This window comes from Bradyrhizobium sp. BR 10289 (assembly GCF_019455385.1).
Taxonomy (GTDB): Bacteria; Pseudomonadota; Alphaproteobacteria; order Rhizobiales; family Xanthobacteraceae; genus Bradyrhizobium.
The window spans coordinates 67930-84148 of the sequence record NZ_JACOFR010000032.1 but is presented as its reverse complement, the minus strand read 5'-3'; the positions used below and the strand labels follow the sequence as shown (position 1 = coordinate 84148).

Below are 16219 nucleotides of genomic sequence, written 5' to 3'. Positions count from 1 at the left end.
ACGCAGCGCAGCGCTATCCCGGCGATGCGAAGCATCGTCCGGAGCGGCGGTGCGCCGCAGAGCCGGGGCCCATCTCTCCACCCGTGCCGGGCCGCTTTGGGTCCCGGCCCTGCGCTGCAACGCTGTCCGCGTTGCAGCTTGTCCGGGACACGAGAGCGGGCCATGTCATCACCACCGATAGCTCAGGGTCCCGATCACCTGCCGCCGTTCGCCGGCATAGCAATAGCCGGACTGGCAGGTCGTATATTGCTTGTCGAACAGGTTGGTGGCGTTCAGGCGCATATAGGCGCCGCGAAAGCTGCGGTCGAGCTTGCCCAGATCGTAGTCGATCACGGCGTCGAACAGCGTCTTGGCGGCATTCTCGAACGTGTTCTGGTCGTCGCCGAAATTGGCGCCGATGTAGCGGACGCCGAGCCCCAGCCCCAGTCCTTCCACCGGCGTGCCGGACTGGAATGTGTACTTGCCGAACGCCGCGAACGAGTCGTGCGGAATGCCGGAATATTCATGGCCGGTGGTGTCAGTGTTGCCGCGCGTGATCACGACGTTGAGATGGGTGTAGGCCGCGGTGAGATCGAAGCCTGGCTTCAGTGCCAGCCTGGCCTCGAGCTCGAGCCCTTTGGACTCGACCTGCCCGGTCGCCGCCTGGAACGCGATGTCGTCGGGATTGGTACGCAGGACATTGTCCTGCTTGATGTCGAACACCGCAGCGGTCAGCAGCAGCGGAAAACTCGGCATCTGATATTTGACGCCGGCTTCGGTCTGCTCGCCGGTGGTCGGCTTGAACGTGGCGCCTGTCGCGTCGACGCCGGTCTGCGGGCTGAACGAGGTGGCGTAGCTGACGTAGGGCGCAACGCCGTTGTCGAACAGATAACTGAGGCCGGCGCGGCCGGTGAAGGCGGAGGGCTTCGAGGTCTCCGGTATCCCGTCCAGCGTCGTGGTCGTGCTCTGCTTGACCCAGCTCTGACGACCGTTGAGCGTCAGGATGAATCCGCCGAGCCTGGCCTGCTCCTGCGCGTAGACGCCGACTTCGTCGATCGTCTGGTTGGTGAAGATCGAAAATGGCGGAGACGATATCGCTTGGGCGCCGTAGTTCATGGTCGCAAGATTGAGATCGGGCGCCGGCCCGTACCCGATCTTGTCGTCGTAATGCTGGTGACTGTAGTCCACCCCGAACAGGACGGTGTTCTTGATGGCACCGAGGGCGAATCTGGCTTCAGCCTGGTTATCGATGGACGCCGTCTTGAGATTGTCGACGATGCGCCAGGCCGAGCGCGAGGCTGTCTGGGTCGCGGTGTCGATCGAATCGATCTGGGCGTATTTCGCATCGACGTCGACTTGATAGTACCGGAAATTCTGCCGCACGGTCCAGGTGTCGTCGATGTTGTGCTCGAACGCATAACCGATGCGGAACTGCTTCTGGTCCATGGCGCTGAACGCCGGATCATTCGAGTAGATGTTGGTCAGCTTTCCGTCCGCCGTGCGCGCGTTGCCGATGCTCGCGGCGGTGCGGCTCGTCTGATATTCGCTGAAGACAGTGAATGTCGTGTCGAGATCCGGCTTCCAGGTCAGGGCCGGCGCGATATAGGCTCGGTCGTCGTCGTTGCCGGGAAACCAGGTTTTGGCGTCGCGGAACAGGCCCGTCAGCCGGTAGTACAATTGATCGCTGCCGGGGACCGGGCCGCCAACGTCGAAGGCACCCTGATAGCGGTCGTAATTGCCGGCCTGCAATTGCACCTCGCCGAACGGCGTCTCTGTCGGCCGCTTCGTCGTGACGTCGACGATGCCGCCGGGAGAGCCGAGGCCGTACAGGCCGGAGGCGGGCCCGCGAAGGATCGACACGCTCTCGAGCCCGTAGGGTTCGATCTTGGGAATGACGAAATTGCCGCCGCCCTGGCGCAGACCGTCGCGATAAATGCCGGTGTAGGTCACGTCGAAGCCGCGGATGTAGAAGCTGTCGAAGCGCGGATCGTAGCCGAACGCCGAGGTCGTGACACCCGGCGTGTAGTTAACGGCGTCCTTGAGCGTCTGGACGTTGCGATCCTCGAGCTCCTTTCTGGTCACCACCGAGATCGACTGCGGCGTCTCGATCAGGGGCGTGTTGGTCTTGGTGCCGGCGGAGCTGCTGGTGGCGAGATAGCCGGTCGCTGTTCCAGCCGCCCGTTCAGCGGCATCCGATGCCTGATTCTGATTGGCCGTCACGTTGGAGCGCCGGCCCGTCGAGGCCGCTCGCGAAGGCCGTGTGCGCTGACTGGAGGCCGCAGTGCCGCTGCGCGGCTTCGCTGCCGCCGGCGCTTCGACGGTGACCGGCGGCAAGCTGCTCTGGGCCTGCGCTTGCGAAGGCGATACTTCAACGGATGCCAGTACGACGGAACCGAACATCGTCGCGTTGATCGCAGCTGCGCTTCCGAACCAACGTTTCCTCTCCGACAAAGCAACGCCCACCAATGATGTTCCTCAAGTTCAGAACTGATCCACACGAGCGCGCGCAGCTGCATGCTGATGCGCGTCGAGCGATGCGAACTTCTATGGGTGGCGCGATGGGAATTCCACACGCGCAAACTAGAATTGCTTGAACGTGTGGAGAACGACTCTGGAACGACTCAAGATGCGATTGATGAGTGCGACATGATTGCAGTCTGTCCGCGGCGGATGCGCGATGCGGCGTTCATTTCGCGATGGATCGTGGTTCATCGGTCGATGGAGTGTTGCTGAATGCGACAGCGCGTTGCCGACAGTTTCGCCCGTCGCGGCGCTCGCCGCCGCCGGCGGACCGAGCAAGCCTCGACGGCGCGCTCACGCGGCTGATCCGCCAATCAAATTCAACGACCGGAAACAGTACAGCAATCTGAAAGCCACACCGCGGCCACAGCCGTCACGTTTCAGAGCAGGAGGTGCTCTTGAGGTGTTGAATGTCGGTTTTGCGGGCCTGGCTGATCGCGGTGGCGATCGGCAGTGTATCGATTGCGGGATCAATCTCCGTGCTGTTGCCGCAGCCGGCGGTGGCGCAGGCGGCGGAGACGGTCGTGGTTGAAGGCAATCGCCGCGTCGAGGCCGAGACGGTCCGCTCCTATTTCAGGCCCGGTCCCGGCGGACGTCTCGACCAGCCCGCGATCGACGACGCCCTCAAGGCGCTGATGGAGACCGGCCTGTTCCAGGACGTCAGGATCAACCGGGCCGGCGGCCGCGTCGTGGTGTCTGTGGTCGAAAATGCCGTGATCGGCCGCATCGCCTTCGAGGGCAACAAGAAGATCAAGGACGAGCAGCTCTCGGCCGAGATCCAATCGAAGCCGCGCGGCACCTTCTCCCGCGCCATGGTGCAGTCCGATACGCTCAGAATCGCCGAGATCTATCGCCGGTCCGGCCGCTACGACGTGCGCGTCACGCCCGAGATCATCGAGCAGCCGAACAACCGCGTCGATCTCATCTTCACCGTCGAAGAAGGCACCAAGACTGCGGTCAAATCGGTCGAGTTCGTCGGCAACAGCGCCTATTCGGCTGCGCGCCTGCGCGACGTGATCAAGACCCATGAGAGCAATCTGCTCAGCTTCCTCGCCAACAACGATATTTACGATCCCGACCGCGTCGAGGCCGATCGCGACCTGATCCGGCGCTTCTATCTCAAAAATGGATACGCCGACGTCCAGGTCGTCGCCGCGCTCACCGAATACGATCCGGAGAAGAAGGGCTTCAACGTCACCTTCAAGATCGAGGAAGGCCAGCAGTACCGGGTCGGATCGGTCGACTTCCGCTCCAGCATTCCCAATTTCGATGCGGGCTCGATGCGCTCCTATTCGCGTGTCGGGGTTGGTTCGCTCTACAACGTCGAATCGGTCGAGAAGTCGGTCGAGGAGATGCAGATCGAGGCGTCACGCCGTGGTTACGCATTTGCGGTCGTGCGGCCCGGCGGCGATCGTAATTTCGATGCGCACACGGTGTCCGTCGTGTTCAATATCGACGAGGGGCCGCGCACCTATATCGAGCGCATCACTTTGCGCGGCAACACCCGCACGCGCGACTACGTGATCCGGCGCGAGTTCGACATCTCGGAGGGCGATGCCTACAACCGCGCGCTGGTCGATCGTGCCGAGCGGCGCCTGAAGAACCTCGATTACTTCAAGAGCGTGAAGATCACGACGGAGCCCGGCTCCTCGAGCGACCGCGTCATCCTGATCGTCGACATGGAAGAGAAATCGACCGGCGACTTCTCGATCTCCGGCGGCTATTCCACCAGCGACGGCGCGCTGGCAGAGGTCTCGGTCTCCGAGCGCAATTTGCTCGGCAGGGGACTCTACGCCAAGGCGTCGGTGAGCTACGGGCAGTATTCGCGTGGCGTCTCGCTGTCCTTCGTCGAGCCCTATCTGCTCGACTACCGGCTGGCGCTCGGGTTCGACACGTATTGGAAGCAGCAGAAATCGAACAGCTATACGAGCTACGGCGTGACGACGCTGGGCTTCTCGCCCCGCCTTGGCTTCGCGTTGCGCGAAGACACCTCGCTCCAGCTGCGATATTCGCTCTATCAGCAGAGCATCACGCTCGCCAGCGCCTACAACAATTGTAACAACAATGCGTCAAACTCCTCGCTCGCCTTCAACCCGACGCCGGCCTACGTCAAGAACGTTCTTGGAGGCGTCGACCCGACCAATTCGACGGATTCGGGCGTCTATGGCTATGGCTGCTATGGCGATGGTGAATCGAGCCTGCCGGTCCGCAAGGAGCTGGCGGACGGCGCGACCTGGACCTCGGCGATCGGCTACACGCTGAACTACAACACGCTCGACAACAACAAGAACCCCACCGATGGCCTGCTGGTCGACTTCAAGCAGGATTTCGCTGGCGTCGGCGGCGACGTCACCTATCTGAAGACGGCGCTGGACACCAAATACTATACGTCTCTGGTGTCGGAGATCGTCAGCGTGATCCACCTTCAGGGCGGCATCCTCAACAAGATCGGCAACAACGATCTGCGCATGCTGGATCATTTCCAGATGGGGCCGAACCTCGTGCGCGGCTTCGCCTCCAACGGCATCGGCCCGCGCGACATCACCTATTACAATTACGGATCCAACGGCGATGCGCTCGGCGGCACCAAATACTGGGGCGCCTCGATGGAGCTGCAGATGCCGTTCTGGTTCCTGCCGAAGGAAGTGGGCCTAAAGGGCGCGGTCTATGCCGATGCCGGTTCGCTCTGGGGCTATCAGGGGCCGACGTCGTGGACCGCCACGGGCGAGGTCAACACCAAGGCCTGTCCGACCTGCGGCCTGCAATATGACGACAGCAGCGTGGTGCGCTCGTCGGTCGGTGTCGGCCTGATCTGGGCCTCGCCGTTCGGCCCGTTGCGCTTCGACTACGCGGTGCCGCTCACCAAGGGCAAATATGACATCGTGCAGGAGTTTAGATTCGGAGGTGGCACCTCGTTCTAGGACGCGGCGCTGCGGCGGCACGCTGCGGCAACTATCGTGCAATTGTGAAAATGTGTGACGAGCCTGCCGCGCCCGAGCGTGGACAGCTCATGGCGAATGTCCGATAAGTGGCGGCTGCGAATTGCAGGCGCTCCTGTGGCCTGCATATGCTCTTCCACAGAAGGATTAATTCCGATGACACAGGTGGGCGCCTATGGACAGAGGCTTGGGCAGTTCCTGCGCTTGAAGGATGCGCCGCCCGCGCTGGTCGCGCGCTCGCTGCGCAGCGCCGAGCTTGCGGTGACCGAAACCCGCAACGACCATCCGGAGCGCGGGCTGTCGGGCTCGCTGGCCGCCGAGGACGCCTTCCTCGTCAGCCTGAAGCTGCATGATTATCCGGATTGCGAATGCTGGGAGCGCGGCAAGTCCGTCATGAAGGCGGACATTCGCGCCGGCACGACCTATCTCTACGACCTCAAGCGTGATCCGCGCTACGTCATCGACAAGCCGTTTCACTCCCTGTTCTTCTACATTCCGCGCCGGGCGCTCGACGGCATCGCCGAACAGAGCAACGCGCCGCGGATCGACGAGCTCGACTGCCGGGTCGGCGTCGGCCATGACGATGGAATCATTCGCCACATCGGCGCATCGCTCCAGGAGGGGCTGCGCAGGCCGGACGAGGCCAACCAGCTCTTCATCGACCACATGATGCTCGGGCTCACCGCCCACGTCGCGCAGACTTATGGTGGACTTCGTCGCACGTCAGCGCCCGCGCGTGGCGGTCTTGCGCCCTGGCAGGTAAAGCGCGCCTGTGAGCGGCTCGAATCGGATCTCGGCGGCAAGCTCTCGCTGCGGAAGGTCGCAGCCGAGCTCGACCTCTCGATCAGCCACTTCTCGCGCGCGTTCCGGATCTCGATCGGCCTGCCGCCGCACCAATGGCTGCTGCACCAGCGCGTGAAGGCCGCCAAGCAGCTGATGCGCGTCCGCGACCTGCCGCTGTCGGAGATCGCGATGTCGGCCGGCTTCGCCAACCAGAGTCACTTCACGCGCGTGTTCTCGTCCATCGCCGGCGTGAGCCCGGCCATGTGGCGCCGCGAGGCGCTTGGCGCCGCAAACGAGGCGTGAGGGCGGAGGTGAGCGGCGCTTCGCTTGGCGAGATTGGCCGGATTGAAGATCACAGGCCTGTTCCAGCTCGCCCGCCTCGCGCTGTCGGGTGCCTGTGATCGCCTGACCTGTCAGGGGATGTTGGGCTGAGTCTCCGCCAGCGGTGTCCAGCCGTCCTCGCCACGCTGGAACAGCGGGCAGCCGTAGACCGCGCGGACCGCAAGCGGCGCCGTCACGGCCTGCCAGCGATTGGTCTGCTTCATCGCGACGACCATGCCGGCCACGTCGGCGCCGATCCTCTGCAGCAGGCGCACCGCGGCGGTCGCGGTCGCGCCGGTCGAGATCGCGTCATCGACGAGAACGATCCGGCGGCCCTTGATCAGCGGCAGCAGGTTCGGATCCAGCCGTAGCTTCTTCCCGGCCTCGGGGCTGGTGATGGAGCTGACGGGCTCGGACAGCGCGTCGTCGTACCAGAACTTACGCGAATAGCCGAGCGGGACATAGCGCGGCTGGCCCAGCCGTTCGGCAACCAGCGATGCGAAGGCCAGACCAAGGGTCGGCAGGCCCACGACGATGTCGGCATCGAATGCGCGCGCCTGCGTCGCCATGTGGTCCGCAAGCACCGCGACGACGAGGCTCGAGGCCTGGTTGGCAATCAGGGAGGCGACGGCGCGGCCGCCGTCGGGCAGTTGGCGCAGCGGCAGGACGAGGATGCGGCCACAGGGCAGGGTCACGGGATAGCCGAAACGATAGGGAGGCTTTGCGGAGAAGCGCGCGGGGACCTCCGGCGTCAGCTCCTGCCAATAGCCGGTGGTCGCCTCGGTATAGGTCTCGCGCACGCTCATGATGCCGGCATAGCGCTCCTAACCGCTGAGAATCCGCCGGCAGGCATCGACGAAGACCTGTGCGCCGGTGACGATATCGGCGTCGGCGGTATTCTCGGTCCAGTGATGGCTGATGCCGCCGATCGACGGCACGAACAACATCGCTGCGGGCATGATGGTCGCAAGCATCTGCGCGTCGTGACCGGCGCCGCTCGGCATGCGCAGCGATCGTCCGCCGGCCAGCGCCTTGCTCGCGGCTTCGATGGCATCCTGAAAGCCGGCGTCCATCATGGCGGGCGCGCCGGTGCGAATCTTCTCGATGGCGACGGTGCAGGGGCCCTTCGCATTGGCCTCGGCCGCCATGGTGTGCAGCAATTGCTCCAGCCGCGCGATGACATCGGGATTGTCGTCGCGGATCTGGAACAGCATCTCGGCACCGCCCGGAATGATGCTCGGCGCGCCCGGATCGAGCGTGATGCGGCCGGTGGTCCAGACCGTGCGCGGCCCGCACGCAGAAGGAAAACGCTCGCCGATGGCCACGCAGAATTTCGCCAGCGCGAGGCCGGCGTCCTTTCGCACCGCCATGCGCGTGGTGCCGGCGTGATTCTGTTGGCCGACGAAATTGATCCGGTATTGCCAGATGCCGACGATCGAGGTCACGACGCCGATCGCGAGCTTGCCGCTTTCGAGGGTATCGCCCTGTTCGATGTGTGCCTCGATATAGCCGACGTGCCGTCCCGGCTCGGCGGCGACACGCGGACGCCCGGCGAGCCCCATCTCGCGCAGCGCGTCGCGCATGCTGCGACCATTGGTACGGTCGCGTGCGGCGTCGATCTCGGCCTCAGTCACCTGACCAACATAGGAGCGGGAGCCGAGAAAGCTGCCGAAATGGCCTTCCTCGTCAACCCACGCGGCGACCTCGACCGCGCCTTTCACGGAAGGGTCGCCATTGAGCACGCGCGCGGCTTCGAGCGCATAGACGACGCCGAGCGGGCCATCGAGCCAGCCGGCGTAGTTCTGGCTTTCCAGATGCGAGCCCGCCAGCAGCTTCGGTCCTGCCTTCGTGCTCGTCCCGAACACATTGCCGATGCCGTCGATCCCGGCGGAGAGATTAGCATCTGGCAGCTTCCGAACCAGCCAGTCCAGCGACAGTCTGTGTGGCTCGGAGAAGGTCGGCTTGTGCACGCCGGTCTTGTAGGCGCCGATGGCGCGCAGCGCATTGAGATCGGCAAGGACGCGCTCGCCGTTGGCGTGGGATAGAGTGTCAGGCATGCTCGGCAACCTTCAGCGCCTCGGTGCGGATCTCCTCGACCAGCCGCTCCTTGAACTGGACGAATTCGGGCGTGGTCTTGATCTTGTAGGAGCGCGGATGCGGCAGATCCACCGCAATCTCGGCCTTGATCCGGCCGGGTCGCGCGCTCATGACGATGACGCGGCTGCCGAGGAAGATCGCTTCCTCGATGTCGTGGGTCACGAACAGCACGGTCTTCTGGTCGCGCTCCCAGATGCCGAGCAGCATCTCCTGCATCAACGCGCGGGTCTGGTTGTCGAGCGCTCCGAAGGGCTCGTCGAGCAGCAGGATCTTGGGATCATTGGCAAGCGCACGCGCGATCGCGGTGCGTTGCTGCATGCCGCCGGACAGCTGCTTGGGCCAATGGTTCTCGAAGCCCGCGAGCCCCACTTGACGGATGAAGGCATCGGCGATCTTATTGCGCTCTGCCTCGGACACACCGCGCTCGCGGAGGCCAAAGGCGATGTTCTCGCGCACCGTCAGCCAGGGAAACAGCGTGTACGACTGGAACACCATGCCGCGATCTGCGCCCGGACCGGTGACCTCGCGCCCATCGAGCGTGACGCGGCCGCTGGTCGGACGGTCGAGACCCGCGACGATGCGGAGCAGCGTAGACTTGCCGCAGCCGGACGGGCCGAGGATAGTGACGAAGTCGTTGTTGCCGATGGTGAGATCGGTCGGCTCCAGCGCCCGGGTAGGCGCATTGCCGTGGCGCGCGGGAAAAGTTCGCGAGACCTGTTCGACCTTGAGGATCGTCATGCGAGCCTCCACGGAAACAGCCAGGCATTGAACGCCTTGAACATGAAGTCCGAGAGCAGGCCGATCAGGCCGATCACGATGATGCCGAAGATGATCTGGCCGGTGTTGAGCAGCGCCTGGCTGTCGGTGATCATGTGGCCGATGCCGGAGGACGAGCCGATCAGCTCGGCGACGATGACGTAAGTCCAGGCCCAGCCCAGCACCAGCCGCAGGATTTCGGCGATCTCGGGTGCGGAGGAAGGCAGCAGCACGCGGCGTATGACGCCGCGGTCGCTGGCGCCGAGCGTATAGGCGGCTTCGACCAGGTCGCGCCGCGTTGCGCCGACGGTGACCGCGACCATCAGGATGACCTGGAACACCGAGCCGATGAAGATGACGAGCAGCTTTTGCAATTCGCCGATGCCCGCCCAAAGGATCAGTAGCGGAATGAAGGCGGAGGCGGGCAGATAGCGCGCAAAGGACACGAACGGTTCGAGAAAGGCTTCGACCGGCTTGTAGGCGCCCATGAGAACGCCGAGCGGCACGGCGATGATTGCCGCCAGCGCAAAGCCGCCGACGACGCGCCAGATCGTCATGCCGATGTCGAACAGGAAGCCCTGCCTGGCGAGCAGATCGTAGCCCTCCTGCACCATGGTCAGCGGGTTGGCGAGAAAGGTCTTCGACACATGGCCGCCGAAGGTCGCCCAGGACCAAAGGGCAACGAACAGCACGAAGAACGCAAGACCATAGGCCAAGCGCTGCCGCGATGTCACGGGATCAAGGGGACGCATCAAACTGTTTATCCGGGTGGTCGGTCAGGCACCGGTCCCGCCTTGCAGCGGGACCGGATGCTCGCTGAAGCTTACTTGATGAAGCTGGCGTCGTAGAGGTCCTCGATCTTCGGCGCGGCCTTGATGATGCCGACCTCGAGCAGGAGCTCGGCGGCCTCCTTGTTGAAGGTCAGGAAATCGCCGGCGAAGAACTTCTGGTTCGCGGCCTTGTCCTGCCAGCGCAGGTACTTTGCCGAGTTGCCGAACTGCTCGCCGGTCTGCTTCACGTCCGCGCCCATGATCTCATAGGCCTTGGCCTGGTCGTTGGCGATCATGTCGAGCGCCTCGAAATAGCTGTTGGCAAGGGCTTGCGCGGCCTTCGGATTCTCGGCGAGGAACTTCGGCGTGCAGCCGAAAGTATCCATCACGATCGGATAGTCCAGCGTGGTCGCGATGATCTTGCCCTTGTCGGGGGCGGCACGCACGGTCGACAGATACGGCTCATAGGTCATCGCGGCGTCGTTCTGGCCGGAGACGAAGGCCTGCGCAGCGGCCGCCGGCTCGAGGTTCACCACGGTTACGTCCTTGGTGGTGAGGCCGTTCTTCTTGAGCATCCAGGCCAGCGCGAAATAGGGCGAGGTGCCGGGCGCGGAAGCCGCGACCGTCTTGCCCTTCAGATCCTTGATCGCGGCGACGTCGTTGCGCACCGCCATGCCGTCGGCGCCAAAGCTCTTGTCGAGCTGGAAGATCTGCTTGGTGGCGACGCCGTTGGCGTTCCAGGAGATCCAGGTCTCGACCGTGGTGGCGGCGCACTGGATGTCGCCGGAGGCGATCGCCAGGTGGCGGTCCTTTTGCGGAATCTTCTTGATGGTGACGTCGAGGCCGTTCTTCTTGAAGATGCCGGCCTCCTTCGCCAGCGTCAGCGGCGCGAAGCCGGTCCAGCCCGAGATGCCGACGCCGACCTTGACGTCATCGGCGAGCACGGGGGTGGAAGCCGCAAGCGCAATGATTGTCGCGAAAATTATCGAACTACGCATGATTGTCGTCCTCTTGCCCAGATGGATTGACGTCCTGTTGATCCCTGCTGGTCCATGCGGACCGTCGCCCGAAGCGTTGCACGAATTGTGCCGACATTGGTCTCTCAGCCTCCCTTGAATCGGGCGACAAGGCGGTGAGAGTCACCGGGATAAAGCAGCCGCACGGCGGTGATCGTGCGTGCGCTGCGCCATGTATAGCGGTCGATCACGAGGCAGGGCGCACCGATTGCGATGTCGAGCGCTTCCGCCGTGCGATCATCTGCAATGATGGCGCTGATCGTATGCTCGGCCTCTGTCCATGGGACATGATGAAGCAGCCATGACCCAGGCGGCTCTCGCGAAAAATCCGCAGCCGCCGCATCGGGCACGGACGACAGATCGATCAATCTGTCCTCGACCGCAAAGGGTACGTTGTCGGCGCTGTGCCGGCAGGTGACCGCGATCACCTTGCCGGCCTTCTTCACGCCGAGACGTTCGCGATCGGCAACGGTTGCCGCGCGCAGCTTGCGGCTCATCAACTCGTAACCGTAGCCGCGGCCGAGCGCGGTGATCTCGGCGCGGATATCGGAGATCTTGAGCACGGCCGATTGGTGCTGCGGCCGGCGCACGAAGGACCCGGCGCGCCGCCGTCGCTCGATCAGATCGGCTTGCGCGAGCTCGGACAGCGCCTTGTTCACCGTCATGCGCGAGCAGCGGTAGCGCGCGACGAGCTCGTGCTCGAACGGAATGCGATATCCGGGCGGCCATTCGCCGGTCAGGATCCGCTTTTCGATGTCGGCGCGGATGCGCTTGTAGAGTGTCGGCTTGTCGGCCGCGTCGGTGGCGAGGCTCATGCAACGAGCCTCCGTACCGCCGCGTTGAAGCGCTCGCGCGCGGTCTGGCGCAGCCTGTGCCGGCCGCCTTCGACGACCTTGTTGCCGCCGGCCCAGACGCAATCGATCGCGCCGCTACCCGCGGCGAAGATCCAGCCGTCGACGGCCGCGTCGCGCGAACGTCCGGCCAGCGACGGATGCGCGGTGTCGAGCGTGACGATATCGGCGCGCGCGCCGGGCGCGATGCCAATTGTCGTCTGGGCCATAGCCCGCGCGCCGCCGGCAAGCGCATGGTCGAACAGCGAGCGTCCTGTCGAACGGCTCGCGCCGCCGGAGAGCACATTGCGCTGGCGATGCGCGAGGCGTTGGCTGTATTCGAGCTGCCGCAACTCGTCGGAAGCGCCGACCAGCACGTTGGAATCAGTGCCTACACCGAACGCGCCGCCGGCATCGAGGAATTCGCGGGCCGGAAAAATGCCATCGCCGAGGCTGGCTTCGGTGATGGGACAGAGGCCCGCCACCGCGCCGGTCTTCGCGAACGCGATGACTTCCTCGTTCGTGATGTGGGTCGCGTGAATGAGGCACCAGCGCTGATCGAGTGGTGCGTGCTCCAGCAGCCATTGCACCGGCCGCTGGCCCGACCAGGCCAGGCAATCTTCGACTTCCTTCACCTGCTCGGCGGCATGAATGTGTATCGGACCGCCACCCGCCAGCGGAATGATCGCCGCGAGCTCGTCCGGTGTGACTGCACGCAGACTGTGTGGCGCGATGCCGATATTGGCGCCCGGCAGGCTTGCGATCGCCTTGCGTGAGGCGGCCATCAATGCGGCGAATTGATCGACTGTGCAGATGAAGCGCCGCTGGCCGTCATGCGGTGCTGCGCCGCCGAAACCGCCGCGCGCATAAAAACTCGGCAGCAGCGTCAGCGCGATGCCGGAAGCTTCGGCAGCCTGCGCGATGCGCGCGGCCATTTCGCCGATATCGGAATAGTGCGAACCGTCGCGATCGTGATGCAGATAGTGGAACTCGCCGACGCGGGTAAAGCCCTGTTCCAGCATCTCGACATAAAGCTGCGTCGCGACCGCGGCCACGTCGTCCGGTGTCATCGCCAGCGCAAAACGATACATCGTCTCGCGCCAGGTCCAGAACGTGTCGGCGTTGTCGCCGCGCAGCTCGGCGAGTCCCGCCATGCCGCGCTGGAAGGCGTGGCTGTGCAGGCTCGCAAGCCCCGGCAGCGCGATGGCGTGGCGCTCGTCGCCGGCGGACGGCGCTACGCCCGGCGTCACCTCCGCGATCGCGCCGGCGGTGATCACCACCTGCACGTCGTTGGCCCAGCCCGAGGGCAGGAGCGCGGAAGTGAAATGCAGTCGGGACATGTCGACACGCCGGCTGGACAGAACCGCCTTACGATTATATGTCTAGACATATAAGTCAAGCATCCGACGGCGAATGGACACCCGCATGGCAGAGCGCTTCGACCGGATCTGGCATAATGCCCGCCTTGCCACGATGCGGGCCGATCGTCCCGATCTCGGCGAGATCGAGCACGGCCTGATCGCTACGCGCGGCGGCCATATCGTTTATGCCGGCGCGGCGGCGGATTTTCCCGTCGATGCGGACGCGATCCAGCGAAACGATTGCGAGGGGCGCTGGATCACGCCGGGCCTGATCGACTGCCACACCCATCTCGTTTTTGGCGGCAACCGCGCGCATGAATTCGAGTTGCGTTTAAAGGGTGCAAGCTATGAGGAGATCGCGCGCGCCGGCGGCGGTATCGTCTCGACAGTCGCGGCGACACGCAAGGCGAGCGAAGCCGAACTCGTTGCTGGTGCGCTGCCACGGCTCGATGCGCTGATCGGCGAAGGCGCCACCACGGTCGAGATCAAGTCCGGCTACGGTCTCGACACCGAGACCGAGATGCGGCAGCTTTCTGCCGCGCGCAGCCTCGGTCGCCAACGGCCCATTGCGATCCGCACGTCCTTCCTCGGCGCGCACGCGCTGCCGGTGGAAGCCGATGGCGACAAGGATCGCTACATCGATCTCGTCTGCAAGGAGATGCTGCCGGCCGTCGCAAAGGCCGGTCTTGCCGATGCCGTTGATGCCTTCATGGAGGGTATCGCATTTTCCGGCGAACAGACTGCGCTTGTGTTCGAGACGGCGAGGGGGCTGAGCCTGCCGGTCAAGCTCCATGCCGATCAGCTCTCGAATCTCGGTGGCGCGGCGCTCGCCGCAAAATTCTCGGCGCTATCGGCCGATCATCTCGAGCATACCGATGACGCCGGCGCCGTAGCGATGGCCAAGGCCGGAACGGTCGCCGTGCTGCTGCCTGGTGCGTTCTACTTCATTCGCGAAACGCAAAAACCGCCGGTCGAGGCGTTCCGCAAGCACGGCGTGCCTATGGCGCTGGCGACAGACTGCAATCCCGGCAGTTCGCCGCTGACCTCGCTGCTGCTTACCATGAACATGGGCGCGACGCTGTTCCGGATGACGGTCGCCGAATGCCTCGCCGGCATCACACGCGAAGGGGCGCGAGCGCTTGGCGTGCTCCATGAGACCGGCACGCTGGAAGCCGGAAAATGGTGCGATCTCGCGATCTGGGACATCGAGCGCCCGGCCGAGCTGGTTTACCGCATTGGCTTCAATCCGTTGCATCGCCGGGTTTGGAGGGGGCAGTGACGGAGCAGGGCGCAGCGATTGTCGTCAAGCCGGGAACGGTCAGCCTCGACGATCTCGCGCGCGTGCTGGAAGGCGCGTCTGTCGTGCTCGATCCGTCGTTCTGGTCGCGCGTCGAGGCCGCTTCGGAGATCGTCGCGAAGGCTGCTCAGGCCGCGGCGCCGGTCTACGGCATCAATACCGGCTTTGGAAAGCTGGCCTCGAAGCGAATTCCGCCGGACCAGACGGCGCTGCTCCAGCGCAATCTCATTGTGTCGCATTGCTGCGGCGTCGGCCCGGCGACGCCCGAGCCAATCGTCCGCCTGATGATGGCGCTGAAAATCGTTTCCCTCGGCCGCGGCGCCTCCGGTGTGCGTCGCGAGGTGATCGAGCAACTTCAGGCCATGCTGGCGCGAGGTGTCTACCCGCTGGTGCCGCAGCAGGGCTCGGTCGGTGCCTCCGGCGATCTCGCGCCGCTTGCGCATATGACGGCAGTGATGATCGGCGAGGGGCAGGCGATCCTGGACGGGAAGATCGTGTCCGGCAGCGAGGCGTTGGCGGCTGCTGGCCTCGCGCCGCTGACACTCGGCCCCAAGGAGGGGCTGGCGCTGATCAACGGCACGCAGTTCTCGACGGCGTATGCCATCTCCGGCGTGCTGCGTGCGTTCGCTCTGGCCCGTGCCGCGCTGGTGACGGGTGCGCTGTCGGTCGACGCGGCGATGGCGTCGACGGCGCCGTTCCGGCCCGAAATTCAGACGTTGCGCGGCCATGCCGGGCAGATCGCTGCGGCCGCGACGCTGACCGCGCTGCTCGACGGCAGCGACATCCGGCTGTCGCATCTCGAAGGCGACGAGCGCGTGCAGGATCCCTATTGCCTGCGCTGCCAGCCGCAGGTTGCCGGTGCCGCGCTCGACCTGATCACGCAGGCCGCGCGCACGCTGATCGTCGAGGCCAATGCCGTCACCGACAATCCGCTGGTGCTGGTCGAGACCGGCGAGATCGTCTCCGGCGGTAATTTCCACGCCGAGCCGGTGGCCTTTGCCGCTGACGCCGTCGCGTTGGCGTTGTCCGAGATCGGCGCGATCAGCGAGCGGCGCATTGCGACGCTGGTCGATCCCGCGCTCAATTTCGGCCTGCCGCCGTTCCTCACGCCAGATCCCGGCATCAATTCCGGATTCATGATCGCCGAAGTGACCGCGGCCGCGCTTTATGCAGAGAACAAGCAGCGCGCTTCTGCCTGCTCGATCGATTCGACCCCGACCAGTGCCAACCAGGAAGACCACGTCTCGATGGCCGCGCATGCCGCGCGACGGCTCTCCGACATGGCCGACAATCTCGCCGCCATTCTGGGCATCGAGCTTCTGGTCGCCGCGCAAGGCATCACGCTTCGTGCACCGCATGCGACCAGCGCGGCCCTCGTTGCGGTCATTGCCAAGCTTCGCGAGCAGGTGCCCGCGCTCGGCGCGGACCGTTACATGGCCGGCGATCTGGCCAGGGCCGCTGCGCTGATCGAGGCCGACGCGCTGCCGGCGGCGGCGCTCACGGCGCTTTCATCCGATCCGTTTCCAAAACTTGACTGAACAGGCTTGACC

13 protein-coding genes are annotated in these 16219 nt (G+C 64.7%); 5 read left to right on the top strand and 8 right to left on the bottom strand.

The genetic code is table 11. From position 1 onward, the window contains the following. Nucleotides 1-168 precede the first annotated feature (168 nt). Entirely contained in the window at nucleotides 169-2199 is a 2031-nt protein-coding gene (locus tag HYH08_RS33805) for a TonB-dependent siderophore receptor (RefSeq protein ID WP_349631488.1), read from the bottom strand. Nucleotides 2200-2260: 61 nt separating this feature from the next. Between HYH08_RS33805 and HYH08_RS37595 the strand changes: the two genes are divergently transcribed. The 3 genes from HYH08_RS37595 (at nucleotide 2261) to HYH08_RS33795 (ending at nucleotide 6524) form a co-directional block, all read left to right on the top strand. Further along, the gene (locus HYH08_RS37595) at nucleotides 2261-2470 is read left to right on the top strand and encodes a hypothetical protein (RefSeq protein ID WP_228748262.1); all 210 of its coding nucleotides are present in this window, start codon (nucleotides 2261-2263) and stop codon (nucleotides 2468-2470) included. A 439-nt stretch (nucleotides 2471-2909) separates the two neighbouring features. Further along, on the top strand, nucleotides 2910-5420 hold the full coding sequence (bamA, locus tag HYH08_RS33800) for an outer membrane protein assembly factor BamA (RefSeq protein ID WP_220014141.1): 2511 nt from the start codon (nucleotides 2910-2912) through the stop codon (nucleotides 5418-5420). Between the two features lie 174 nt (nucleotides 5421-5594). Continuing rightward, entirely contained in the window at nucleotides 5595-6524 is a 930-nt protein-coding gene (locus HYH08_RS33795) for a helix-turn-helix domain-containing protein (RefSeq protein WP_220014140.1), read from the top strand. A 110-nt stretch (nucleotides 6525-6634) separates the two neighbouring features. Here HYH08_RS33795 and HYH08_RS33790 read toward each other — a convergent pair whose 3' ends face one another. The 7 genes from HYH08_RS33790 to HYH08_RS33760 all read right to left on the bottom strand — a co-directional run bounded on the left by HYH08_RS33790 (nucleotide 6635) and on the right by HYH08_RS33760 (nucleotide 13351). After that, nucleotides 6635-7348 carry a phosphoribosyltransferase gene (locus HYH08_RS33790; RefSeq protein ID WP_228748257.1) on the bottom strand — a complete coding sequence of 238 codons (714 nt, stop codon included), beginning with the start codon at nucleotides 7346-7348 and terminating at the stop codon, nucleotides 6635-6637. Nucleotides 7349-7366: 18 nt separating this feature from the next. Beyond that, nucleotides 7367-8599, bottom strand: coding sequence for a Zn-dependent hydrolase (locus HYH08_RS33785; RefSeq protein WP_220014139.1), 1233 nt, complete (start codon nucleotides 8597-8599; stop codon nucleotides 7367-7369). Further along, nucleotides 8592-9377, bottom strand: coding sequence for an ABC transporter ATP-binding protein (locus tag HYH08_RS33780; RefSeq protein WP_220014138.1), 786 nt, complete (start codon nucleotides 9375-9377; stop codon nucleotides 8592-8594). The genes HYH08_RS33785 and HYH08_RS33780 overlap by 8 nt, the downstream gene beginning before the upstream one ends. Continuing rightward, nucleotides 9374-10147, bottom strand: a complete 774-nt coding sequence (locus tag HYH08_RS33775; protein ID WP_220014148.1) for an ABC transporter permease — start codon at nucleotides 10145-10147, stop codon at nucleotides 9374-9376. Before HYH08_RS33775 ends, HYH08_RS33780 begins: the two co-directional genes overlap by 4 nt. A gap of 71 nt (nucleotides 10148-10218) precedes the next feature. Beyond that, the gene (locus HYH08_RS33770) at nucleotides 10219-11163 is read right to left on the bottom strand and encodes an ABC transporter substrate-binding protein (protein WP_220014137.1); all 945 of its coding nucleotides are present in this window, start codon (nucleotides 11161-11163) and stop codon (nucleotides 10219-10221) included. Nucleotides 11164-11267: 104 nt separating this feature from the next. Continuing rightward, nucleotides 11268-11996, bottom strand: a complete 729-nt coding sequence (gene hutC, locus HYH08_RS33765; RefSeq protein WP_220014136.1) for a histidine utilization transcriptional repressor HutC — start codon at nucleotides 11994-11996, stop codon at nucleotides 11268-11270. After that, the gene (locus HYH08_RS33760) at nucleotides 11993-13351 is read right to left on the bottom strand and encodes a formimidoylglutamate deiminase (protein WP_220014135.1); all 1359 of its coding nucleotides are present in this window, start codon (nucleotides 13349-13351) and stop codon (nucleotides 11993-11995) included. Before HYH08_RS33760 ends, hutC begins: the two co-directional genes overlap by 4 nt. A gap of 85 nt (nucleotides 13352-13436) precedes the next feature. Between HYH08_RS33760 and hutI the strand changes: the two genes are divergently transcribed. Next, nucleotides 13437-14651 (top strand): imidazolonepropionase, encoded by a 1215-nt coding sequence (hutI, locus tag HYH08_RS33755; protein WP_220014134.1) that lies wholly within the window; start codon nucleotides 13437-13439, stop codon nucleotides 14649-14651. Further along, a complete protein-coding gene (hutH, locus tag HYH08_RS33750) occupies nucleotides 14648-16207 on the top strand; it encodes a histidine ammonia-lyase (RefSeq protein WP_220014133.1) in 1560 nt (519 codons plus the stop codon). The genes hutI and hutH overlap by 4 nt, the downstream gene beginning before the upstream one ends. Nucleotides 16208-16219: the final 12 nt, after the last annotated feature.